A 22,884-nucleotide genomic window follows, 5' to 3' on the forward strand; every position below is an offset into this window, starting at 1 on the left:
TTTGGCGGGGTGGGGTAATGCGGATATTATGGTTACTTCAAAGGACATGATATAAATAATTGGCAAAAGTCTGGCGATTCTCCTTTGGAGACGCTAGGCGATCGCACTCTACTCGAATTGTCTCATGCGATCGCTCCAAAGGTTTCTCAGTTTTGCTCAAGCTATCTGCACCTTCTAGAATTATCTGATTCCCAAAGTAGTGCCAGAATTAAATGGTGAAGAAGGAACTGGCAAAGCGATCGCTCAACTACGCAAAAAACTATTATTTGACAAATATATACCGCAGATTACTGCTGCCAATGGTGGCAGAAACTTAATATTAAAGATGCAAAAATCGGGATTGCATCTGGTTGTCGCTAGTTCAGCAAGTTCTGAAGAACTTGAGATCGCGTTAAAAATTACTCAAGTAGATGATTTGCTATCGGAAGTAACTACATCCAATGATGCCGAAGTATCTAAACTTGCTCCTGAAATTGTAGAAGCTGCCTTGAACAAAGGGCAAATGACACCTGAAAAAGTCGTGCTGCTAGGAGATTCTCCCTACGATATTGAGTCTGCCGATAAAGCCGGAATAAATGTAATTGCTTTACGCTGCGGTAGTTTTAGCGATGAACAACTATCGCTTGCGATCGCAATTGACAACGAGCCAGAAGATTTACTACAGCACTATGACTCTTCGATTCTGGGTGCAAATGCTTAAATACGAAAAGAGTACTAAAAGGGTAAGCGATCGCAGTCAATTCATCAACGAAGTTGTGCAATATTGTAAGCTGTTACGCATTAAAATTGCACATTAACTAATGAGGGTTGTCCTTTGTCATTATGTTCTTTGTCCTTAGAAACACAAAACACAAATGACTAATGACTAATGACCGTTTATACGGAGTTTGACTTGTGTGTACACTGTAGCTTTTTTAAGGGGGGTTAGGAGGGATCGATAAGTGCCTAAAATTACAGCCATTCACTTTTAAAATATTCCCTGAGTAAGAGACAATGAATAAGACATCTGTCCTACGCTAATTATCCTATGGGGATAAAACACAGAGATGTCTCTAACAAAGCGGCCTGGAAATTTTAGATTTAATTCGGAAACTTCGTCAGCAGCTCAATCTTTCTCAGAAACAGTTTGCTGCTAAAGTAGGAGTTTCTTTCAAAACAGTCAACCGTTGGGAGAATGGGCATACAGTCCCTTCACGCATAGCGCTAAAACTAATAGAAGAAATGTTACGGAAGATGGGTGAACCTGGCAAAAGACTGCTAAATCAGTATTTTCCAGAAGCAGAGTAGGGTTATGAGTCGTAAGGCAAGGGTATCTGAATCGCAAATAATCTTTACTGGCAGTAGAGACAAGGGCGCATTCATCCGGGAGAAACTGCTGCATTATGGTGTTGCTTCCCTATCCGTTGCCTTAGCACTATGGGCAACTCTGCTACTCAATCCATATCTCACTTCAACGCCTGCGGCACTGTTTTTTGCTGCGGTGATGGTGAGTGCTTGGTATGGTGGCTTGGGGCCAGGGTTACTTGCTACCCTTTTGTCTACTTTTGCAGTCAATTACTTCTTTTTTAAGCCACTTCACGGGCAGAACATTACAAATTTGAATATTGTAGTTCCCTTAGTAGTGTTCATGCTGACAGCAGGGTTAATCAGCTGGCTTAACGAATCACGCCGCACAGCCCAACGGCAAGCAGAGGCGAGCCTGAAGTCACTACGCGAAAGTGAGGCACGGTTTAGTCGCTTAACCGAGTCCAATATTATTGGGATGATTGTGGCTAATCTGAACGGCTTAATCGTTGAAGCCAATGATGCCTTTCTCAAAATGCTCAATTATACACGCGAGGATTTGCGCTCTGGTCGAATCCGCTGGGGCGATATTGTTCCACTCGAATATATTGAGGTAAGCGAGCGAGCGATTCAAGAACTGACAATGACTGGGAGTTGTAAGCCCTTTGAGCAGGAATACATCCGCAAAGACGGCTCTTTAGTTCCCGTTCTACTTGGTTTTGCTAAACAGGGAGATCGGACAATCATTGGTTTTGTACTTGACTTAAGCGAACGCAAACAAGCCCAAGCAGAAGCCCAGCATCTCTCCCGCCAAGCAAAAGAAGCCCAGAGCATTTTGCAAATGCTCCTAGAACACGTCCCAGAGGGAATTACGATCGCTGGCGGCCCCCCTGATTTTCCAATCATCGCTAACAGTAAACTCGCGCAAAAACTTTTGGGCAGACCGAATGAATCTCTCGTTGGTATGTCTTCTGAATCTTATGTTCAGCTTTACAATCTGTTCTTGACTGATGGTGTAACGCCCCTCACTTTAGAGCAACTACCTTTATACCGTGCTACGCGCTATGGTGAAATCATCCGCGATGAAGAATGCATCATTGAACGTCCAGATGGTACTACAATTACAGCGATCGCCAATGTCGTACCAATTCGAGATTCCCAAGGTGAGATTATTGGTGCAATAGATTGCTGGCGCGATATCACCAACCGTAAGCTCATAGAAGAAGCACTGCGGCAACGAGAAACAGAACTTCGTTTAATTACAGATACGCTGCCAGTTCTGATTACTTTTGTAGATTCAGAACAACGCTACCGCTTCAACAATCGAGCCTATCAAGATTGGTTTGGGCATTCAACGGCAGAAGTTTATGGAAAGCATCTTTGGCAAGTTTTGGGTGAATCCGCTTATGAAGTGCTTCGTCCTTATGTGGAACAAGTACTAGCAGGAGAGCAGGTAACATTTGAAAGTCAAGTTCCTTATAAAGATGGTGGCACACGTTACATTAATGCCATTTACGTTCCCCAGTTTAATAGACAGGGAATCGTTGAAGGGTATGCGGCATTAGTCACTGACATCAGCGAACAGCAAGCTGCGCTACGCGAACGCGATCGGGCAGAAGCTGCGTTGCGCGAAAGTGAAGCTCGCTTTCGCCAAATGGCAGACACTGCTCCCGTACTAATTTGGATGTCCGGCACTGACAAACTTTGTAACTACTTTAATAAACCCTGGCTAGATTTTACCGGGCGGACTCTGGAGCAAGAGATGGGCAAAGGGTGGACTGAAGGTATTCATCCTGATGATTTTCAGCGTTCCTTAGATACATACACCCATGCCTTTGATGCCCGACAAAATTTTCAAATCGAATATCGTCTCAAACACTGTGATGGCGAATACCGTTGGGTTTTTGATACTGGTGTGCCTCGGTTTGCACCAACCGGGGAATTTCTTGGCTATATCGGCTCCTGTGTTGATATCCACGATCGCAAGTTGGCAGAAGAAGCGCTACGTGACAGCGAGGAGCGATACCGAATTTTAACGGAAGTCTCACCACAGGCCATTTGGATGGGCAGTAGCGATGGTGGTATTACTTATTGCAATCAACACTGGTTAGATTTCACCGGACTGACAATGGAGCAGACCGCTGGGTATGGCTGGATTTATGTCATTCACCCCGACGATCGCGATCGCGTCTTTAAAAGTTCGATGCAGGCTGTTGCTAACGCCACCAACTACGAAATAGAAGTTCGCTTTCGTCAAGTTTCTGATGGTAGCTATCGTTGGCATATTGTCCGGGGTTTACCATTTCGAGATGCAAACGGACAGATTATCAAATGGGTGGGCATCGCCAGCGACATTCACGATCGCAAAGTTGCCGAAGCCGCCCTGCAACAACTCAACGAAATGCTAGAGCAACGGATTCAAGAGCGCACTGCCCAACTCGAAGCCGCTAATAAAGAACTCGAATCTTTCTCTTACTCAGTTTCTCACGACTTGCGGGCACCACTGCGCCACATCGCCGGATTTGTCGAATTGCTTCAGAAACGCCAGACCTCAACAAGTTTAGATCGAACAAGTCAGCGCTATTTGAAAATAATTGCCGACACTGCCAAACAAGCAGGGATACTGATCGATGAATTGCTGACATTTTCTCGGATGGGGCGCACCGAAATGCGCTACATCAACTTGAATATGGAGGAATTGGTACAAGAAGTAAAACGCGACTCGATCGCAGAAACCCCAGGACAGATAATCTATTGGCACATCGAGCCACTACCAGAAGCGCAGGGCGATCCCTCCATGCTGCGACTGGTGCTTCGCAACTTGATAGGCAATGCCGTAAAATATAGCCAGACTCGAAACCCAGCAGAAATTACTGTTGGCAGTATTGACAATGAAAACGAAGTTATCTTTTTTGTACAAGATAACGGCGTAGGCTTTAATATGCAATATGTCCACAAGCTATTCGGAGTATTTCAACGTCTGCATAGCGACCCACAATTTGAAGGCACTGGTGTTGGATTGGCAAACGTGCAACGCATTATTCATCGGCATAATGGTCGAGTTTGGGCAGAGGCTGTAGTTGACAGTGGCGCCACCTTTTATTTCTCGCTGCCTAAATTGTCCAAAGAGGAGAGTGAATGAAAGAACTGAAGCGAATTTTGCTAATTGAAGACAGTTCCAACGATGCAGAGTTAATCCTAGCCGCCTTGTCAGAAAACCATCTCGCCAATGAAGTAGTGGTGGTACGTGATGGCGAAGAAGCATTAGATTATCTTTATCGCCGGGGGTTGTTCCGGTTGCGAATGGAAGGGTATCCTGTTGTAGTGTTGCTCGATTTGAAACTGCCTAAAGTTGATGGACTAGAAGTGCTGGCGCAACTCAAATCTGACCCAGTAATGCGAGTAATTCCAGTGGTGGTACTGACCTCTTCTCGCGAGGAGCCTGACCCTAGTTCGCTGCTACGAGCTAGGGGTGAATGCTTATATTGTCAAGCCAGTAGATTACCGTGATTTTGCCGATTCTATTAAAGGTGTTGGCTTGTTTTGGGCAGTGATCAATCAGCCTCCAGTTGGTGCTTTACCTCCGGCTCCTCATCCTCAAAAGGAGAGCAACTGATGAATGTCCTGCGTTTCCTCCTCTTGGAAGATAGCCTGTTAGATACAGAGCTTGCCCAAATGATATTAACTGAAGGGGGAATTAATTGCGAACTGATCCGAGTCGAAACCGGTGCTGATTTCCTAGCTGCTTTGGAAACAGAAACTTTCGATTTAATTCTTGCCGATTATGCCTTACCATCTTTTGATGGAATTTCTGCCTTGGAAATTGCCCGAAATCACTATCCAGAGGTTCCTTTTATCTTTGTCTCAGCCGTACTAGGTGAAGAATTAGCGATCGAAGCTTTGAAGAATGGTGCAACCGATTATGTATTAAAGCAACGATTAGGGCGGTTAGTTCCCTCGGTGCAACGCGCATTGCGGGAAGCTAAGGAGCGGCGTAAGCGCAAGCAAGCAGAGGAGTCTTTACAAAAAAGTGAAGCCAAGTATCGCCAAATTGTTGATACCTCTTATGAGGGAATTTGGATGATTGACTCCAAAACCCGAACCGAGTTTGTGAATCAGCGGATATCTCAGATGTTGGGTTATCCGGCAGCAGAAATACTCGGTCGTTCTATATTTGATTTTATGGTGGCTGATGAGATCGCCGATGAAGCAAAACTGGAGTGGTTCAAAGGAGAAGGAAGCGATCTCAAAGAAGGGCGATTGCGTTGCCAGGATGGTTCGTACATCTGGACGCTGATTTCTGCAAGAACGATTTTGAACGAACAAGGTGAGTGTTTAGGTGCGATCGCCATGCTAACTGATATCACCGATCGCAAACGCAGCGAATCAGAACGCGATCGCCTTTTGCAGCTTGAGCAAATAGCTAGGGCGGAAGCTGAGGCTGCTAACCGAATCAAAGATGAGTTTCTCGCGGTACTTTCTCATGAATTGCGATCGCCCTTGAATCCGATTCTCGGTTGGGCAAAACTATTGCAGAGCCGGAAGTTTGATGAGGCAGGACTCGACAAAGCACTGAAAACTATTGAGCGCAATGCCAAATTACAAGCTCAATTAATTGAAGACTTACTAGATGTTTCTCGCATCCTCCAAGGCAAACTCAGCCTCAACACGATCCCAGTCGATCTGGTATCCACCATTGAAGCCGCAATGGAAACAGTGCATTTAGCAGCAGAGGCTAAAACTATTCAGATTGAGACGATGCTCGATCCAAATGTGGGCAAAGTTTTGGGCGATCCAGCCCGCTTACAGCAAGTTTTCTGGAACCTTCTATCGAATGCCGTCAAGTTTACTGAGACTAAGGGAAAAGTAAATGTGCGATTGGAGCGCATCGACGCTCAGGCGCAGATTACTATCAGCGATACAGGTAAAGGCATTCACCCTGACTTTTTATCTCATGTATTTGATTATTTCCGTCAAGGTGACAGTACAACAACTAGAAGGTTTGGTGGATTAGGGTTAGGTTTAGCGATCGCTCGTCACTTGATCGAGATGCACGGCGGAACAGTTTGGGCGGAAAGTCCTGGTGAGGAGCAAGGAGCGATTTTTACAGTCAGGTTGCCGCTAATCGAAGACAGTACGACAAGCGAGGATGACACAAATACTGATTCCTCAACTGCCGCTTTTTCCTCCTCTCCCCTCATGGGTTTACAAGTGCTGGTTGTGGATGACAATGATGATACCCGCGACTTTTTCAGCTTTGTGCTGGAACAGTTTGGCGCGATCGTCACCGCAGTAGCATCAGGAGATGAAGCATTACAAGCGCTAACCCAGTCAAAGCCAGATATCTTACTCAGCGATATTGGAATGCCAGAAATGAACGGCTATATGCTGATGCAACAAGTGCGGAATTTGGAAGCAAAAATTGGGGCAAAAAAGATGCCTGCGATCGCTCTGACTGCTTATGCAGGTGAAATCAATCAGCAATACGCACTAAAAGCAGGATTTCAACAGCACATTGTTAAGCCTGTAGCACCAGAGGAATTGCTCGTGGCGATTTCTAACTTAGTCCAATCTACTTAGGTTAGGGTTTGCGATCGATCTGAGTAATTGAACTGGCTTAAGGTTACAGATTTGAAACTATTCTTCACAAGTAATATGGTCTTTTTAATTGCCTGGAATACTCCTGGTAATCCAGAAAAATGTTGTGCTCCAACAGCGTGTTGATATAAAAAGTTTATTCTCTTGTCAAAAATTTATATCACCTTATTGACAGTACCTTTCAAGTAATTGAACTACACTACTTTTCATTCTCCGTCTGGATTGTGGACTAAATACCTGAAAATTTTATCAAATCAATCTGAGTGAAAAAGAGTGTAGAGATGTAGCAGTACTAAGTCTCTACAAGGTTTCTGGATATAGCATATTTAACTTCACTAGATGTCTAATCATTCGTGAATAATCAGATCCCTGACTTCTCTAAAAAGTCGATAATCTTGTCGATCGTGAATGATTCAGGATTGGTATATAGATAATTTTTATCTAATAGATTTAATAGTTCGCCAATTTTCTCCGTGTTTGTACTCTATCATAACTTTACGGATACTCTTAGAATCAACCTAAATTTATTTCCGTAAGGAGTCGGATATGAAGACTTATGACATGTCTTTCATAAAAACCAATGGACTCACGACTTTGTTGGCATTTGTCTCAGTTATATTTATTTTATCATTCACTTTAATTATATTATTTTTTGAAAATATTCAAGGATTTTCAAATCAAGAAAAAATTGAATACATTACTCAAGCATTAACAACGATTGCCATAATTATTGGGGGATTGGCATTAATTCTTAATGCTTACTATACCTCTAGACTCTCTCTAGAAGAGAATCACAGCTTGTTAACGCAACTACTAACTGAAACACTAGCTTGGGATAACAATATCGGAAATTGTCTCAATCAGACACAACTAACTCCCCAAGAAATTGTTTCCGAACGCTTTTCTAAAGCGATTGAACAGCTGGGAAATGAAAAAATTGAAACGCGATTTGCTGCAATTTATGCTTTAGAACGAATTGCCAAAGATTCCCCGAAAGATCATTGGACAATTATGGAAATCCTCGCTGCTTTTATCCGCGAGAATGCCCCGGTGAATAGAGAATATGAGAATGAGTCACTACAATCATCAAAACTTCCTACAGATATTCAAACAGCCTTAACTGTCATTGGCAGACGCGATTCATCTAAAGATCCAGTCAATCAAAAACTTGATTTACGCAATACAGACCTTAGCAATGCAGACTTAACAGAAGCTAATCTCTCTAGAGCAATTTTTGTCGGAGCTAACTTGCAATGGATCAATTTTACCAAAGTAAACCTTTCTGAAGCAGACTTATCTGTTACCTGTCTTTGTGGCTCAATCTTTTATGAAGCCAACCTGCAAAAAGCAATCCTCCCAGAAGCCAATCTCCAAGGCGCAGTTCTTAGAAAAGCGAACCTTTCCCAAGCCATTCTTTACGATGCCAACTTGGAAGGCACAGTTCTGTGCGATGCCAACTTGGAAGGAGCAGTTCTTTGCGATGCCAACTTAGAAGGAGCAATCCTTTGTGATGCCAATTTAGAAGAAGTCAACTTCGAGGGTAGCAATCTCCAAGATACAAACTTGATTGGCAGTAACTTGCAAAGGGCAAAACTGGCTGGTGCTAATCTAGAAAGTGCATTACTGAGTACAGCTAACCTCCAAGAAGCTAATTTCCAAGAAGCTAACCTCTGTGGAGCCAACTTGAGCGGCTCGGAAAATGTAGAATCACAGCAGATTGAACAAGCAATTGGCGATCGCACAACTATCCTACCGGAAAATCTGAAAATACCTCAACACTGGCGGTAATAACAAGGTAAATTTTCAGCATCTAAAACTTGATTACACGATAGGGAGGTATAACTATGCGTCCCTATCGTGTTTAATTTAGTACCCAAAACTAAAAAATTCCCAAAAACCTGATAAATATTCTCTATCAGTCTAAATTTGACGCAATTTTAATCACTAATAATTATGAAACGCCGAGAGGTTTTTAATTAGTTGCGATCGTCATTGTCGGTTGAATTGCAAAAACTCGGTGAATTTGGTCGTCAGACCGCTAATTCCCTCCTTATTATAAGGTTATGGTAGTTTTGCGACTGAGCGATCGCCGATCTTATAGATTGGGTTGACATAAGAAAATCCAAGACCCTCAGAAGGAGAATTAAACGCTGTAGGATGAGGGATAAATAAATTCTAGAGATTTCTGTGAGCGAAACCGTCTATATTGAAACTAGTATTTTGGGATACTTGACTGCCAGATCGACAGAAAATTTGATTTTGGCAGCAAACATGAAAATCACGCAAGATTGGTGGAATATTCGTCGCGGTTCTTTTGTCCTTTATGCTTCTGAGATTGTAGAAGATGAAGCGGCTAGGGGAGATGCAGCGATCGCGGATCAAAGGCTGAATTTGTTAGAGTCTTTAACGTTTCTCGATCTCACAGAAGAAGCGATAGAGCTTGCACAAGAGTTTTTGCAACAAAGCAACCTACCACCAAAAGCCTCTAATGATGCTTTGCATATGTCATTAGCAACAGTTTACGGTTTAGACTACCTGTTAACATGGAACTGTAAGCATATGGCAAACGCCCAAATCCAGAGAAAGCTATCACAAATTAGCTCTAAACTTGGATATGAATTACCAGTCATCTGTACACCCTATGAGTTAATGGGATACGATTTTACAGGAGAATAATCTATGTATAAAAATGAAATTTTAGAGGAAATTCATAAGTACAGAGAGGAATATGCTAGCTCATTTAACTATGACCTGAACGCAATCTTTAACGATCTACGAAAGAAACAGATTGCTCATGGGCGTAAAGTTGTAAAACTTCCGATCAAACGTCAGTCTAACAAGTCACTACACCCGACGCAAACTGAGAGCGTGTCTACCTTAGCGTAGAGTATCTTTGCGCGAGTGAGTTCAGCTTTGATACTGTTGAGGGATCTGACTTTTTAAACATTATTATCGCGTTTCTTGATATTGTGCGATCGCACCACCACAACTCACTGCACCCGCTTCTGTGGGCGTAGCAATGCCAAAAAATTGTCTATGTGGTTTTACTAATGCCAATCCACCAACTCATCTGCTAGAGATTTTAAAGGTTTACTGTTATATAAGCAATGCTTGCTAGAGTCTGGAGTGCATCAATTGTGGGCATCGATGCCGTCAAAGTCGGCGTGGAAGTCGATGTGTCAGGGGGATTACCGGGAATTGTTGTCTTGGGACTTCCAGATTCAGCGATTCAAGAGTCCAGAGAAAGAGTCAAAGCAACTTTAAAAAATACTGGCTTTGCCTTTCCGATGCGAAAGATAGTAATTAATTTAACTCCGGCAGATTTACGCAAAGAAGGCCCCTGTTTCGATTTGCCTATCAGTGTAGGAATTTTGGCGGCTTCTGAGCAAGTTAGCGCTGATTTGTTGGGGGATTATCTATTTTTGGGCGAAGTCTCTTTGGATGGCAGTTTACGTCCTGTGGCTGGTGTATTACCGATCGCAGCAGCAGCGCCAAAGATGGGAATTGCAGGTTTAGTTCTCCCTGCTGATAATGCCCAAGAAGCAGCAGTGGTTGAAGATTTAGCTGTTTACGGCTGCAAACATCTGTCTGAGGTGGTGGATTTTTTAAATAATCCGGGGCGTTACAAACCTGTGCAGATCGATAGTACAACAAAGATAGCAACAGTATCCTATCCTGGCGCAGATTTACATGATGTGAAAGGACAAGCTCATGGGCGTCGTGCTTTAGAAATTGCTGCGGCTGGTGGGCATAATTTAATTTTTGTCGGGCCGCCTGGTAGTGGGAAAACGATGCTAGCAAGGCGCTTACCAGGAATTTTACCGCCGTTGAGCTTTGCCGAATCTTTGGAAGTGACTCGCATTCATTCGGTAGCTGGTTTATTGAAAAATCGTGGTACATTGGTACGCGATCGCCCTTTTCGCAGTCCCCACCACTCAGCATCCGGGCCTTCTCTGGTGGGTGGCGGTAGTTTCCCTCGTCCTGGCGAAATATCATTATCCCACAATGGGATCTTATTCATGGACGAATTGACAGAATTTAAACGTGATGTTTTAGAGTTTCTGCGTCAACCTTTAGAAGATGGTTTTGTGACGATTTCCCGCACCAAATTATCAGTTGTTTTTCCCGCACAGTTTACTTTGGTAGCGAGTACCAACCCCTGTCCTTGCGGTTACTATGGCGATACTATCCAACAGTGTACTTGTTCTCCTCGGCAACGCGAGCAATATTGGGCAAAACTTTCCGGGCCGTTGATGGATCGGATTGATTTACAAGTGGCGGTGAATCGCTTAAAACCAGAAGAAATTACTCAACAACCGACGGGGGAAGCATCAACATCGGTGCGTCAACGAGTACAAGAAGCACGCGATCGCGCAATTACTCGTTTTCAAGGAGAAGCAAATCTGCGTTGCAATGCCCAAATGCAGAGCAGTCATCTGCAAAAATGGTGCAAGTTAGATGATGGAAGTCGCAATTTATTAGAAGCAGCAATTAGAAAATTAGGTTTATCGGCAAGAGCAAGCGATCGCATTCTCAAAGTAGCACGGACTATTGCAGATTTGGCAGGAGAAGATCAGCTAAAAACCAATCATGTAGCGGAAGCGATTCAATATCGCACGATAGATAGAATGCAATAAAAAGGAACGCTAAGACGCAGAAGAAATTAACTGACCAATACGCTTGAGAATTTGCAAAACCGCGTACAGTTCTCTCACGGATACAAAGGGAGCAAAAACTCCTGGCAAATCGTACTATGGTGTATTTGTTTGCGTCACTTTGACAAATAAAATATCGTCTCCATTCGTCATCATTCCAAACACAGGTTTACTGGGATTGGGGTTAGCCATCATATAAGCTAAAGCTTGCGGTACAGCCGACCAAACTGAGAGTGTGGTTTTTTTCGACTCCAACACCATCACCCACAACCGATCTTGTAAGACTAAAACATCAATTCGTCCGCGCAGTATCTCCTCGCCATCATTCAGCATTACTTCCACGGATGATTCAGCCTTAATTCTGAAAGGAGGATCGTAAAATCCAGAAAATGCAAGTATTGGTGACACCAACAACAATATGACTGTCCCTTCTAGTAAATCACCTCCGGCACGGTGATAAAGATATCTGCGCCGCACGACATCCACAGAAGCTTTTTCCGCTTCTGTAATTTCAGACAACCCCTCATACCACTCTAGGAAAAATCGCTCGTTTTCAACACGGACAAAACCAAATCGATTTTCTGCATCCTGAAGAGTGGTAATTGCTGTGGTCTGTGTCATTGCTTCGATCAACATCAGCGCATCTTTAATTATCGCTAATTAGCGCCGCAGCTACGCCTGCCCTAGACATCGCATTGTTATGTGACTATAAAATTCTAAATTCCTCCCTAAGAACGCTTCACAAACACCCTTGGGAGGATGCCGCAACTCAACAAATCAGTATCCAATATAGCAGGGACTAAGCAACATCCCTTACAAGGAGACTGATTGGATGAATTTGCAAGAAGTTTGGAAGTTATTACAAGAGACATTCAAAGAATGGAGTGACGATAAAGCCTCACGGTTAGCGGCGGCGTTAGCTTATTACACGATTTTTTCCATTGCACCATTACTAATTATTGTAATTGCGATCGCAGGTGCAGTATTTGGAGAGGAAGCGGCAAGAGGTCAAATTGTCGGACAAATTCAAGGTTTAGTCGGGGTAGATGGCGCCAAGTTTCTCGAAACAGCCATCCAAAATGCTAACCAACCAAAAACAGGAGCGATCGCTTCGATTATTAGTGTCTTAGTTTTGTTATTGGGCGCTACAGGCTTATTTACTGAGTTGCAAGATGCGATGAACACGATTTGGGAAGTGAAACCCAAACCTGGACGTGGCATAAATAACATGATTCGCCTCCGCGTTTTGTCCTTTGCAATGGTGATTGGAATTGGCTTTTTACTTTTAGTTTCTCTAGTAATTAGTACGATATTAACAACCTTAGTAACATACTTTAGTAACTTATTGCCAGGTTTCGATTTCATCTGGCAGATTGCTAATTTAGTCATCTCTTTTGCAATAACTACAGTACTGTTTGGACTAATTTTTAAAGTTCTACCAGATGTCAAAATTGCATGGAGTGATGTTTTAATTGGAGCGGCTCTCACCTCAGTTTTGTTCTCTATTGGGAAATTTTTATTAGGACAATATTTAGGTAATGGCAGTTTTGGATCGACCTATGGTGCTGCTGGTTCACTAGTGGTGATTTTAGCTTGGGTTAACTATGCCGCACAAATTCTTTTCTTCGGTGCAGAATTCACTCAAGTTTATTCCCGAAGGTATGGCAGCGGCATAGTTCCAACTAAAAATGCTGTACATATATCTGATAACACAAACTATAATGGCAAGGCTCCAAGAGAACAAGCATCGAGTCAGAAAAAGCCATCTTCTCGCTTTATTAATCGCTTTTTTCAGTATTTTAGGAAGCCTAAACGCTTAAAAAAGAGAAGAAATCAGCGTTTTTAATCTTTAATTACTGGAGATTTATATTTATAAATCTAATAGATATTGTATCTAATATCACATCAAAGTAATTAATTATTCTTGCCATAGGTTATAAATAAAGTATTCAGCAATTCTGAATTCTGACTTTTTTTATACTGGATTTTTTCCAGAAGCCCATTGAACAAGGAAGAAAATCAGTGCTAATGGAAAAATGGTTTTTTATCAATTGGCAAGCAATTTTTATTCCTAGCATCAGCATCTTTGAGTTGATTATCCGCGGATCGCTAGTCTATTTATCGCTGTTCTCAGTGCTACGCCTACTTCCTAGCCGACAATTAGGAACACTAGGAATTACTGATTTACTCGTAGTTGTATTATTTGCAGAAGCTGCTCAAAATGCTATGGCAAGTAATTACACATCAATTACTGAAGGCGCTATCCTGGTAGGAACAGTGATTTTTTGGAGTTACTTGCTGAACTGGTTGGGTTACAAACTTCCCCAGTTCCAACGTTTCATGAATCCGCCACCGCTGCTATTGGTAAAAAACGGTCGGATGATTGAACGCCATCTGCAACGAGAGTTAATTACAGATGATGAGTTGATGAGCAAGTTACGTCAGCAAGGTGTGGAATTTTTAGCTGATGTGAAGTTCGCGTATATGGAAGCTGATGGCAGGATTAGTATTATCATGTCGGATTCAAAAACTGCTTCCGTCTCTGAGCAAAAAGTAGCGTTAAAAAGCGATGTACATTAATTAGACTGTAAAATATGACGGTTGTATTCTGTGCCGAACTGTGATTGAGCGTTATACTTTGCCCGAAATGGCTAATCTGTGGAGTGAAGCCTATAAACTAAAAACTTGGCTGCAAGTCGAAATTGCTGTTTGTGAGGCTCAAGCTGAACTTGGTTACATTCCATCTGAGGCGGTTGAGGAAATTAAGGCCAAGGCAGATTTCGATCCAAAGCGGGTGTTGGAAATTGAGGCTGTAGTCCGCCATGATGTCATTGCTTTTTTGACAAATGTCAATGAATATGTTGGTGATGCCGGACGCTACATTCACCTGGGTTTAACTAGTTCGGATGTTTTGGATACAGCTTTAGCACTGCAATTAGTTGCCAGTCTGGATATATTATTGCAACGTCTGGAAGATTTGATTCAGGTAATTCGCCAAAAAGCACGGGAACATCGTCAGACAGTGATGGCTGGCCGATCGCACGGTATTCATGCTGAACCGATTACTTTTGGTTTTAAACTAGCTGGTTGGTTAGCAGAAGTGTTGCGACACCAAGAACGTCTGAGAATACTCCGCCAAACGATCGCTGTCGGTAAAATTTCTGGTGCAGTCGGAACATACGCGAATATTGAACCGCGTGTAGAAGCGATCGCTTGTCAAAAACTCGGACTCGAACCTGATACGGCCTCAACTCAAGTTATTTCCCGCGATCGCCACGCTGACTACGTGCAACAATTAGCTTTGGTAGCCGCAACCATTGAACGCTTTGCTGTAGAAATTCGCAATCTCCAAAAAACAGACGTTTTAGAAGTTGAAGAATTTTTCGCCAAAGGTCAAAAAGGCTCCTCAGCTATGCCACACAAGCGCAACCCCATCCGTTCGGAACGACTGACGGGAATGGCACGACTCGTCAGAAGTCATGCCGGTGCAGCTTTAGAAAACGTTGCTTTATGGCATGAGCGAGACATTTCTCACAGTTCTGTAGAACGGGTAATTTTGCCAGATGCTTGTACTTTGACGCATTTTATGTTGTCAGAAATAACCGATTTGGTGAAAAACTTATTGGTCTATCCTGAGAACATGAAACGCAATCTCAACTGTTACGGCGGCGTTGTGTTTAGCCAAAAAGTGTTACTGGCTTTGATAGACAAGGGAAGCAGCCGAGAAGAGGCTTATGCGATCGTTCAAGAAAGCGCTCACGCCGCTTGGAATCAGCCAGAAGGAAACTTCCAAGACTTGATTAGCAAAGATCCGCGTGTTACCCAAAAGTTGTCTCCAGCAGAACTAGAGCTTTGTTTTGATCCCCAGCAACATCTGCGGCATTTAGAAGAAGTTTACCAACGATTAGGTATTTAAGATTAATTTACTTGTAGTAGGAGTTTAGGCACTTACTATAAGTAAATTACCCCAAAAATATGCAGATATCATCAAAAAAGATATATAGCCGTAGCTACATAGGCTAGGACAATGTTGATTGCTAAAAGCCTTGATTTCAAGCTTGTTTATACTCAAGAACTGCCTTGAAAATAAGGCAGGAGGCAGTGTTTCGACTACGCTCAACAACCAGGCAGGAGGCAGGAGGAAAAGACATTTTCATTGTTCCTTGTAAGCGCAGCTCATAGAATCTCTTGCAAAAATGTTTTGTCGTATAATTAAAAATTTGGCAATTTGCGATTAGGAAATTTGATTAGCAGTGAAAATAGAGAAAGCTAAACACCTTACTTCAAGAAAATTTAAGCCTATGACTGGAGTAAGCTGTCAAACCTTTGAGTTAATGGTGGATGTAGTTAAAGCTGATGCTCAAAAGAAAAAGAAAACAGGTCGTCCTAGATTAATTATTGAAGACCAAGTTTTAATGGTGATTTAGTATTGGAGAGAGTGCTCAGATGCAAGAATATGAGCCTGAAATGACTGCACAGGAAGTGATTAAGATAGTGCAGCTTTTTGAGGAGAATGCAATTGAAGTTTACATTGATGGGGGATGGGGAGTTGATGCTTTGCTTGGAAAGCAAACTCGAAGCCATACTGACTTAGATATAGCTGTTCAGCACAAAGATGTGGCTCAAATAAGAGTTTTGCTTGAAACTAGAGGCTATCAGGATAAGCTTTGCGACGATACACGCGATTGCAACTTTGTTTTGGTAAATCACCAAGGGAATGAAATCGATATTCATTCGTATACATTTGATTCAACGGGTAATCATGTTTATGGCATTGAATATCCTTATGACTCACTATCCGGACATGGCTTGATAGCTGGATATCCCGTAAGATGTATATCGCCTAAGTGGATGGTGAGGTTCCATACTGGATACGCGTTTGATGAAAACGATTACCGCGATGTTAAGGCGCTCTGTTACCATTTCGGCATCATGCTGCCTTTGGAGTACGAGGAGTTTGAGAAGAACTGTGGATAATAGACTTCTTGGCATTTGTCGGGGTAAAGGGGAAAGGGAAAAGGAATAAAAAAAACCTTTTCCCAATCAAGATGAGTCCTTTTTCCCGCAAGAGTGCAAAAGTTACTTTTGCAAGAGGTCTAATGTTTAGGATGAGCCTGTTAAAAAAACTGCGCCTGAATTCTGTTATATAAAGGTACCAACAATATTTAATATTGCAATCTGTTGGATGCTCGAATTCTTGCTAGCACTGGGTAGTATACATTACAAATACTTAGTTATTTATTAATACTACGAGTGCTTTGATGATTGAAATCCTAGCCACACTTTCTGCCTCTGCGGCAGCAGGAATGAGAATAGGCATACCTTTGCTAATTATTGGATTATTGCAGGGTAGCAGCTTGTGGTCACAAGTTCCAATCTTATCTCACATTTCTCCACCAATATTATTATTTTGCCTCACCAGTTGGTCATTAATTGAATTATTAGCCTCAAAAAAGCTTTGGGGGCAAAGATTGCTCCAAGTGGTTCAGTTATTCATGTCTCCCCTTGTAGGGGCGATTATGGGGTTAGGAGTAGCGACAGCAACAGCAACCCCAAACTGGTTGATTGCCATAATTGGAGGTTTATTAGCTTTGGTACTCCAGCTCGTCCAAATTGGTTGGTTCTATCGGTTACGTGGCTTACCGTTGTGGGCAGTCTTCCTTCAAGATACCTTGTGCATTGCTCTAGTACTATTTGCCTTTGATGCTCCTTGGCAAGGAGGACTAATTGCTTTAATACTGCTTTGGTTTGCAGTTCGTAGTGCTAAACAGTGGTATGACTGGTATCGGCTAAAAAGTTAGGAGTTAAAAGTGAGAAGCGATGCCCTGAGCCTGCCGTTCGCGGAGCGTCTCGTAGAGAAGGGTTAGGAATGAAGATAGAAGTTAAAAGTGAAGAGTTAGCGAGAAAAATTAAAAACTCCCAACTCCCAACTCCTAACTCCTAACTCTTTTCATTTACTGCAAAAGCCCAATCATGTGCAAGAAGCCGTGACCGGTAATCAACTCTACGATTAAGGCAATAAAACCCAGCATCGCAATCCGACCATTCCATACTTCAGCACTAGTTGTCAGACCCCATTCCCAACGCTCTTGAGGGTACATTTTGACCATTTTCTTCATTTGAGCAGCTTGCGAAAGCTTGAAACTGGGGTTTTTCAGTGCATCAATCACTAATTCGGCTAGTGCATTAATAAATACTGGATGGGTATTGGGAGCCGGTACGCGGCGGAAATTGTGAATTCCTGATTCTTCGGCTACTTCTCGATACTCAATATCAATTTCTTGTAGTGTCTCGATATGCTCTGAGACAAAACTGATTGGCACGACAACCAAATCTTTCACGCCTTGCGCGCCTAGTTCTTTGAGGGCATCTTCAGTATAGGGTTGAAGCCATTCTACTGGCCCGACACGACTTTGGTAAGCTAAGGTGTGGGCATTGGGTCGATTGAGAGTCTGCATAATCAACGCAGTGCATTCTTCAATTTCCACCTGGTAAGGATCGCCTGCTTCTTCAACGTAGCTTTTCGGAACGCCATGAGCGCTGAAGAATATATGAACTTCATCCGGGTTGGGAAATTGCTCAAGTTCCTGGGCTATGAGTTGCGCCATTGCTTGAAGATAGCCTGGTTGTTTGTACCAAGAAGGAATAACGGTGTAATCAATCGGTTGAAGTTTTGGATCTTCTCGCCAAAGCTTGTCTAAAAGCCGGAAGCTGGAACCACTAGTGCTGATAGAAAACTGGGGATATAGTGGTAATATTACTAGGTGTTCTACCCGATCTTGGGTAATTTGTGCGATCGCCTCTTCTGTATAGGGATGCCAATAACGCATTCCCACGTAAATATTAACTTCTTGCCCCAAAGAACCTAACTGTTCTTTTAGAGCTTCCCCTTGGGCTTCTGTAATCTGCCGCAATGGGGAACCACCACCGATTTGCTTATAATTTTCTTGAGATGTTCTGGTTCGCCGCGTGGCAATAAACCAGGCTAGGGGCTTTTGCAACCAGCGAAATGGTAGGCGAATAATTTCCGGATCGGAAAATAGATTGTACAAAAAGGGCCCGACATCTTCTAGCTTATCAGGGCCACCGAGATTGAGTAATAAGACGCCTACACGACCCATAGCAGTTACTTTCCCCCAATCTTTTCAGGTTTTTTACTAATGTTAACAATATATCTTTATTAAATATAAAGCTTAATAGCAAGGAAATATGCAATGGCAACAATTTTAAGGGATTGGAGTTACCGCTATCAGTGGTTATATGATGGTATCTCTCGTTTAGCAGCCTTAAGTGTAGGTGGTGAAGCACGTTTTCGGCAACTTGCTTTGCAAGGCTTAACAATTCACTCAGATTCTCAAGTTTTAGATTTATGTTGTGGTAGTGGTCAAACAACAGAGTTTTTAGTAAAAAATTCACAAAACGTAACAGGATTGGACGCTTCACCCAAGTCTTTGCAACGGGCGCGGCTAAATGTACCGGAAGCTTCTTATGTAGAAGCTTTTGCTGAAGAGATGCCATTTGCAGATAATTTGTTTGATGTGGTACATACCAGCGTTGCCTTACACGAGATGCAGCCTCAGCAATTACGAAAAATTATTAATGAAGTTTATCGGGTGCTGAAGCCGGGAGGAGTGTTTACGCTGGTGGATTTTCACGCTCCGACAAATCCGATATTTTGGCCTGGGATATCAGTGTTTTTGTTGTTGTTTGAGACGGAAACGGCTTGGGAATTACTGAAAACTGATTTAGCTGAGTTGTTAGCTAAGACTGGCTTTGAAGTGAGTAAGTCAACTTTATATGCAGGTGGGAGTTTGCAAGTGATACAGGCGAATAAGTGAACAATACTACTTTATTAATGGCAGCGAAGAGACTTTGCTATTAATAAAGTATAGGTTGTTTTTATATAGTACTTAAGCAGGTAGGCAAAGAAAAAATGACGCAGGAACTAATAGACCTCAAAAAGAGTATTTTGGAAGGACGTTATGCAGATGCTTTAGCAATTGTAGACGAATTAGAAGGCATGAGTAAACAAGCTATTCTGCGGAATATCCGAGCTTATTTAAGGATTCTGCTGATTCATCTGATTAAAAACCAAGTAGAACAACGATTAACTGGTTCATGGGCAAATTCTATTCGTAATTCAATCCGAGAAATTAAAAGTCTTAATATCAAAGATAATAAAAAATCTTACTATATTAATTTAGGTGAGTGGGAGAGTTTGATAGAAGAGGAAGTGATTGAAGATGCGATCGCTGATGCGAGTGATGAAGTAATGAATGGAGTATATAATCAATTTCAACTATCTGAAATAGTAGATAGAAAACAAATTCTTCAGACTGCGTTGAAGTTTTTGGCGCTAACTTATTCCTATTCAGCTAAGGAGTTACCCGCAGTTTTAGCTGAAAATTTAACTCAGTTATCCGGTGGAGAAGATTGGAAAACAGGTAAGCGATAAAAAAATATTTTAATTCTTAATAGGAATTTTGATGAATTACAATTTTGTCATCATTATGATTCTTTTCCACCCATTACTATATTTCAATCTCTAATAGAGATTTTGAGAAATTGTAATAAGCCAGAGAACCAGGATTTTAAGACACTCTGGCGGCGGCGTTTCAATCCCTAATAGGGATTTTGATTAATTGCAATTTAATGGTAGTTAGTCATGCTGTCGCATCTGAGTAGTTTCAATCCCTAATAGGGATTTTGATTAATTGCAATGATTGTGGTATTTTCCAAAGTTGGATGATAGTCAAGTTTCAATCCCTAATAGGGATTTTGATTAATTGCAATTAATTTAGCCTGAACAGGCAAAGGAATATCCTTGTTTCAATCCCTAATAGGGATTTTGATTAATTGCAATGACGGAAAGTATCATTTCAAGGGTAAGGGAGTTTTGTTTCAATCCCTAATAGGGATTTTGATTAATTGCAATCTCCGCAGCTGGTGCAAGCGAAATGAATTCAGCGTTTCAATCCCTAATAGGGATTTTGATTAATTGCAATTTACAGTTGAGTAAATCAGTATGCACAACAACCAGTTTCAATCCCTAATAGGGATTTTGATTAATTGCAATCGGTTAATTGCGTCAAAATCACCACCAACACCTACGTTTCAATCCCTAATAGGGATTTTGATTAATTGCAATAGCGGGAGCCTGAAAGCCAAGCTATATTTAGTTTTCAAGGTGCGGTTGCGCGATTCTAGAGCAATCATAGCATTAGAGAATTTCTTTGGGAAGAGTGTCAGGAAAGGTTGAAGGCTGAAACTCAATTATTGTAAGCATTTCAGAGATTGCGCGGATGAATTTGGACAATTGGTGGGGTGAAACGCTTGCTGGTGTTGAGATAGAAGCACTTTTTTTCGGGTGTGAAATTTGTACACCTACCCTTACGCGCATTTGACCATACAGTAATCTAAATATAAAGGAACTTAGTAATTCAACGTAGAGATGATGAAAGAACTAACGCGCCGCAAATTTATTGCAACAGCGACAGTGGCGACAGGTTTTGCCCTTGCAGTACAACCCATTTCTGCCGGAGTCATCACTACTGATGCCAAGGGGTTAGTAGCTGGTGCAGTGAAAATTCCTGTCAAAGATGGCGAAATTCCTGCCTATAGAGCAGCACCGGCTAGTGGTGATAATTTCCCAATTGTTCTGGTAATCCAGGAAATTTTTGGCGTACACGAGCATATCCAGGATATCACTCGTCGCTTTGCTCGGTTGGGATATTTAGCGATCGCACCCGAATTATTTATCCGTCAAGGCGATGTCTCGAAGTTAAGCAACATAGACGAAATTCGTCCAATTGTCGCCAAAGTACCAGATAACCAAGTATTATCCGATCTTGATGCCACAGTAGAGTGGGCAAAGAAATCAGCTAAGGGTAATGGCGCGAAGTTGGGAATTACAGGCTTCTGTTGGGGCGGTCGTATTACTTGGTTATATGCTGCACATAATCCCCAGGTGAAGGCTGGTGTAGCTTGGTATGGGCGACTTGTGGGCGATGCTACCGAACTTCAGCCCCAGTATCCCGTCGATATTGCATCAAAACTGACAGTCCCGATTCTCGGACTTTATGGTGGCAAGGATACAGGTATTCCTGTTGATACAGTAGAGCAGATGCGCGATCGCTTAAAGTCCAGCAGTAGCAAATCTGAAATTATCGTCTATCCCAATGCACCCCACGCATTTTTTGCCGATTATCGCCCCTCCTACCGCGAACAAGAAGCTCAGGATGGTTGGAAACGGCTGTTGGCATGGTTTAAGGAAAATGGTGTTTAAAAAATTAGCTACTTATGAACTGTGACGCTGAAAAAAGTCCCAAATTGTTTCACTGGCGTTCAACCCTAGCTTGGCATTGAATTTGTTTAGGTTCTCGTCAGTTGAAGAACCACCAGGCCAGAAATGTCCACCGTTGACTACCGCTAGCTGCCAGACTTCGGAATTGCCACTGCAACCTGTGTAGATAGCGGTTTTCACTTTATCTTCAGGAAAATTTGGAGATGCATTTGATAAGGTACATCGATCGTGCGATCGCCAAAACTCTACCATGTCTGAGATCGAAACCAGCGCTCCTCTTCGAGTGTGATCATCACCTTCATAAAGGACATCGCGATCGTTTGTACCGTTGATCGTTAACATCGATATGGGAGTTTGAGGCTGGCAACTAGGTTTAAGTCTAACTGGGAGCGAACCAGCTACTGATGCAAAGCCAGCAATTTTATCAGGTAACTTACAAGCTAGTGCTTGGGTAAGTATACCACCTCTAGAAAAACCAGTGGCATAAACTTTATGACTATCAATATTAAGTTGCTGCTGAAGATGATTAATCAAAGCACTGACAAACAAAACATCATCTACTTTTCCTTGACCGTTACCTCTAAGGCTCCATTTTTGGTCAATTCCATCTGGATAAACAACAATAAATCCTTTTTGCTCTGCTAATTTATTGAAGCGAGTCACGTTACTGATAGACCGACCATTACCCTCATCTCCATGAAACACTAAAACTAATGGCATCGGGCGGTGTAGGTTATAAGATTTTGGAGTGTAAAAATAGTAAGTACGTAATTTACCTTGATCGTGTAGTTCTCCATAATTATCACCAATCAAGATTTTTTCTTTAGTTATATTTTTTTCGTCAGCCTGAATGGAATCGCAGGCTGTTACGAAACTAATTCCTAGTATAAATATCAAAAGCTTTTGCCAAAGCTGAGAGTTTTTATATATATTCATATTGATTAAATTAAATTGACTGGTAATAGCTATTTTTGTTTACTTTCAAATTTTATACCAGTTCAATTGATGATTGCAACACATCCTTGGGTGAAGACGCGATTCATC

General features: G+C 42.2%; 19 protein-coding genes and 3 pseudogenes. 18 read left to right on the forward strand and 4 right to left on the reverse strand.

The genetic code is table 11. The annotated features are described in order from the left end of the window. Positions 1-37: 37 nt before the first annotated feature. Positions 38-160 (reverse strand): hypothetical protein, encoded by a 123-nt coding sequence (locus NSTCB13_RS18935; protein ID WP_448273488.1) that lies wholly within the window; start codon positions 158-160, stop codon positions 38-40. A 39-nt stretch (positions 161-199) separates the two neighbouring features. Between NSTCB13_RS18935 and NSTCB13_RS18940 the strand changes: the two genes are divergently transcribed. From NSTCB13_RS18940 to NSTCB13_RS18980, 9 genes and pseudogenes are all read left to right on the forward strand, one after another. After that, positions 200-700: an HAD family hydrolase gene (locus tag NSTCB13_RS18940; protein ID WP_448273489.1), complete on the forward strand. Its 501-nt coding sequence runs from the start codon at positions 200-202 to the stop codon at positions 698-700. A gap of 383 nt (positions 701-1,083) precedes the next feature. Then, positions 1,084-1,287, forward strand: coding sequence for a helix-turn-helix domain-containing protein (locus tag NSTCB13_RS18945; protein ID WP_448274185.1), 204 nt, complete (start codon positions 1,084-1,086; stop codon positions 1,285-1,287). 4 nt (positions 1,288-1,291) lie between these two features. Then, positions 1,292-4,426, forward strand: a complete 3,135-nt coding sequence (locus NSTCB13_RS18950) for a PAS domain S-box protein (protein ID WP_448273490.1) — start codon at positions 1,292-1,294, stop codon at positions 4,424-4,426. Then, positions 4,423-4,794: a response regulator gene (locus NSTCB13_RS18955; RefSeq protein WP_448273491.1), complete on the forward strand. Its 372-nt coding sequence runs from the start codon at positions 4,423-4,425 to the stop codon at positions 4,792-4,794. Before NSTCB13_RS18950 ends, NSTCB13_RS18955 begins: the two co-directional genes overlap by 4 nt. Before the next feature lie 105 nt (positions 4,795-4,899). Continuing rightward, positions 4,900-5,208 (forward strand): annotated as a pseudogene (locus NSTCB13_RS18960) (response regulator); the annotation flags it as partial. 36 nt (positions 5,209-5,244) lie between these two features. Next, the gene (locus tag NSTCB13_RS18965) at positions 5,245-6,864 is read left to right on the forward strand and encodes a hybrid sensor histidine kinase/response regulator (protein ID WP_448274186.1); all 1,620 of its coding nucleotides are present in this window, start codon (positions 5,245-5,247) and stop codon (positions 6,862-6,864) included. Positions 6,865-7,428: 564 nt separating this feature from the next. Next, positions 7,429-8,670 carry a pentapeptide repeat-containing protein gene (locus tag NSTCB13_RS18970; RefSeq protein ID WP_448273492.1) on the forward strand — a complete coding sequence of 414 codons (1,242 nt, stop codon included), beginning with the start codon at positions 7,429-7,431 and terminating at the stop codon, positions 8,668-8,670. Between the two features lie 399 nt (positions 8,671-9,069). Further along, positions 9,070-9,558, forward strand: coding sequence for a type II toxin-antitoxin system VapC family toxin (locus NSTCB13_RS18975; protein WP_445631266.1), 489 nt, complete (start codon positions 9,070-9,072; stop codon positions 9,556-9,558). Positions 9,559-9,989: 431 nt separating this feature from the next. Next, positions 9,990-11,519: a YifB family Mg chelatase-like AAA ATPase gene (locus tag NSTCB13_RS18980; protein ID WP_445631265.1), complete on the forward strand. Its 1,530-nt coding sequence runs from the start codon at positions 9,990-9,992 to the stop codon at positions 11,517-11,519. Between the two features lie 9 nt (positions 11,520-11,528). Here NSTCB13_RS18980 and NSTCB13_RS18985 read toward each other — a convergent pair. Next, positions 11,529-12,158, reverse strand: a pseudogene (locus tag NSTCB13_RS18985) (type I restriction endonuclease). Between the two features lie 211 nt (positions 12,159-12,369). Between NSTCB13_RS18985 and NSTCB13_RS18990 the strand changes: the two are divergent. The 6 genes and pseudogenes from NSTCB13_RS18990 to NSTCB13_RS19015 all read left to right on the forward strand — a co-directional run bounded on the left by NSTCB13_RS18990 (position 12,370) and on the right by NSTCB13_RS19015 (position 17,338). Next, on the forward strand, positions 12,370-13,383 hold the full coding sequence (locus tag NSTCB13_RS18990) for a YihY/virulence factor BrkB family protein (RefSeq protein WP_448273493.1): 1,014 nt from the start codon (positions 12,370-12,372) through the stop codon (positions 13,381-13,383). A 182-nt stretch (positions 13,384-13,565) separates the two neighbouring features. Then, positions 13,566-14,117, forward strand: coding sequence for a DUF421 domain-containing protein (locus tag NSTCB13_RS18995; protein WP_445631263.1), 552 nt, complete (start codon positions 13,566-13,568; stop codon positions 14,115-14,117). 40 nt (positions 14,118-14,157) lie between these two features. Next, entirely contained in the window at positions 14,158-15,453 is a 1,296-nt protein-coding gene (purB, locus tag NSTCB13_RS19000) for an adenylosuccinate lyase (protein WP_445631262.1), read from the forward strand. Between the two features lie 337 nt (positions 15,454-15,790). Further along, positions 15,791-15,961, forward strand: a pseudogene (locus NSTCB13_RS19005) (IS5/IS1182 family transposase); the annotation flags it as partial. A 43-nt stretch (positions 15,962-16,004) separates the two neighbouring features. Continuing rightward, positions 16,005-16,514, forward strand: a complete 510-nt coding sequence (locus NSTCB13_RS19010; RefSeq protein WP_448274187.1) for a nucleotidyltransferase domain-containing protein — start codon at positions 16,005-16,007, stop codon at positions 16,512-16,514. Between the two features lie 284 nt (positions 16,515-16,798). Then, positions 16,799-17,338: a DUF4126 domain-containing protein gene (locus NSTCB13_RS19015; RefSeq protein WP_448273494.1), complete on the forward strand. Its 540-nt coding sequence runs from the start codon at positions 16,799-16,801 to the stop codon at positions 17,336-17,338. A 153-nt stretch (positions 17,339-17,491) separates the two neighbouring features. On the opposite strand, the gene hemH is transcribed toward NSTCB13_RS19015, so the two are convergent. After that, positions 17,492-18,658: a ferrochelatase gene (gene hemH / locus NSTCB13_RS19020; RefSeq protein ID WP_445631259.1), complete on the reverse strand. Its 1,167-nt coding sequence runs from the start codon at positions 18,656-18,658 to the stop codon at positions 17,492-17,494. 93 nt (positions 18,659-18,751) lie between these two features. Between hemH and NSTCB13_RS19025 the strand changes: the two genes are divergently transcribed. The 3 genes from NSTCB13_RS19025 (at position 18,752) to NSTCB13_RS19035 (ending at position 21,822) form a co-directional block, all read left to right on the forward strand. Beyond that, positions 18,752-19,375: a class I SAM-dependent methyltransferase gene (locus tag NSTCB13_RS19025; protein ID WP_334840874.1), complete on the forward strand. Its 624-nt coding sequence runs from the start codon at positions 18,752-18,754 to the stop codon at positions 19,373-19,375. Positions 19,376-19,470: 95 nt separating this feature from the next. Then, positions 19,471-19,992 (forward strand): DUF29 family protein, encoded by a 522-nt coding sequence (locus NSTCB13_RS19030; RefSeq protein ID WP_445631258.1) that lies wholly within the window; start codon positions 19,471-19,473, stop codon positions 19,990-19,992. Between the two features lie 999 nt (positions 19,993-20,991). Then, complete coding sequence (locus NSTCB13_RS19035) at positions 20,992-21,822, forward strand: dienelactone hydrolase family protein (protein ID WP_448274188.1); 831 nt, start codon at positions 20,992-20,994, stop codon at positions 21,820-21,822. A gap of 12 nt (positions 21,823-21,834) precedes the next feature. Here NSTCB13_RS19035 and NSTCB13_RS19040 read toward each other — a convergent pair whose 3' ends face one another. After that, positions 21,835-22,776 carry an extracellular catalytic domain type 1 short-chain-length polyhydroxyalkanoate depolymerase gene (locus tag NSTCB13_RS19040; protein ID WP_448273495.1) on the reverse strand — a complete coding sequence of 314 codons (942 nt, stop codon included), beginning with the start codon at positions 22,774-22,776 and terminating at the stop codon, positions 21,835-21,837. Between the last annotated feature and the right edge of the window lie 108 nt (positions 22,777-22,884).

The organism is Nostoc sp. DSM 114160 (assembly GCF_053470305.1).

Coding starts and splice junctions, on each gene's coding strand:
- NSTCB13_RS18980 (WP_445631265.1), top strand. CDS start 9,990: ATGCTTGCTAGAGTCTGGAGTGCATCAATTGTGGGCATCGATGCCGTC.
- NSTCB13_RS19040 (WP_448273495.1), bottom strand. CDS start 22,776: ATGAATATATATAAAAACTCTCAGCTTTGGCAAAAGCTTTTGATATTT.
- NSTCB13_RS18970 (WP_448273492.1), top strand. CDS start 7,429: ATGAAGACTTATGACATGTCTTTCATAAAAACCAATGGACTCACGACT.
- NSTCB13_RS18995 (WP_445631263.1), top strand. CDS start 13,566: ATGGAAAAATGGTTTTTTATCAATTGGCAAGCAATTTTTATTCCTAGC.
- NSTCB13_RS19015 (WP_448273494.1), top strand. CDS start 16,799: ATGATTGAAATCCTAGCCACACTTTCTGCCTCTGCGGCAGCAGGAATG.
- NSTCB13_RS19025 (WP_334840874.1), top strand. CDS start 18,752: ATGGCAACAATTTTAAGGGATTGGAGTTACCGCTATCAGTGGTTATAT.
- NSTCB13_RS19035 (WP_448274188.1), top strand. CDS start 20,992: ATGAAAGAACTAACGCGCCGCAAATTTATTGCAACAGCGACAGTGGCG.
- NSTCB13_RS18950 (WP_448273490.1), top strand. CDS start 1,292: ATGAGTCGTAAGGCAAGGGTATCTGAATCGCAAATAATCTTTACTGGC.
- hemH (WP_445631259.1), bottom strand. CDS start 18,658: ATGGGTCGTGTAGGCGTCTTATTACTCAATCTCGGTGGCCCTGATAAG.
- NSTCB13_RS18990 (WP_448273493.1), top strand. CDS start 12,370: ATGAATTTGCAAGAAGTTTGGAAGTTATTACAAGAGACATTCAAAGAA.
- NSTCB13_RS19030 (WP_445631258.1), top strand. CDS start 19,471: ATGACGCAGGAACTAATAGACCTCAAAAAGAGTATTTTGGAAGGACGT.
- NSTCB13_RS19010 (WP_448274187.1), top strand. CDS start 16,005: ATGACTGCACAGGAAGTGATTAAGATAGTGCAGCTTTTTGAGGAGAAT.
- NSTCB13_RS18955 (WP_448273491.1), top strand. CDS start 4,423: ATGAAAGAACTGAAGCGAATTTTGCTAATTGAAGACAGTTCCAACGAT.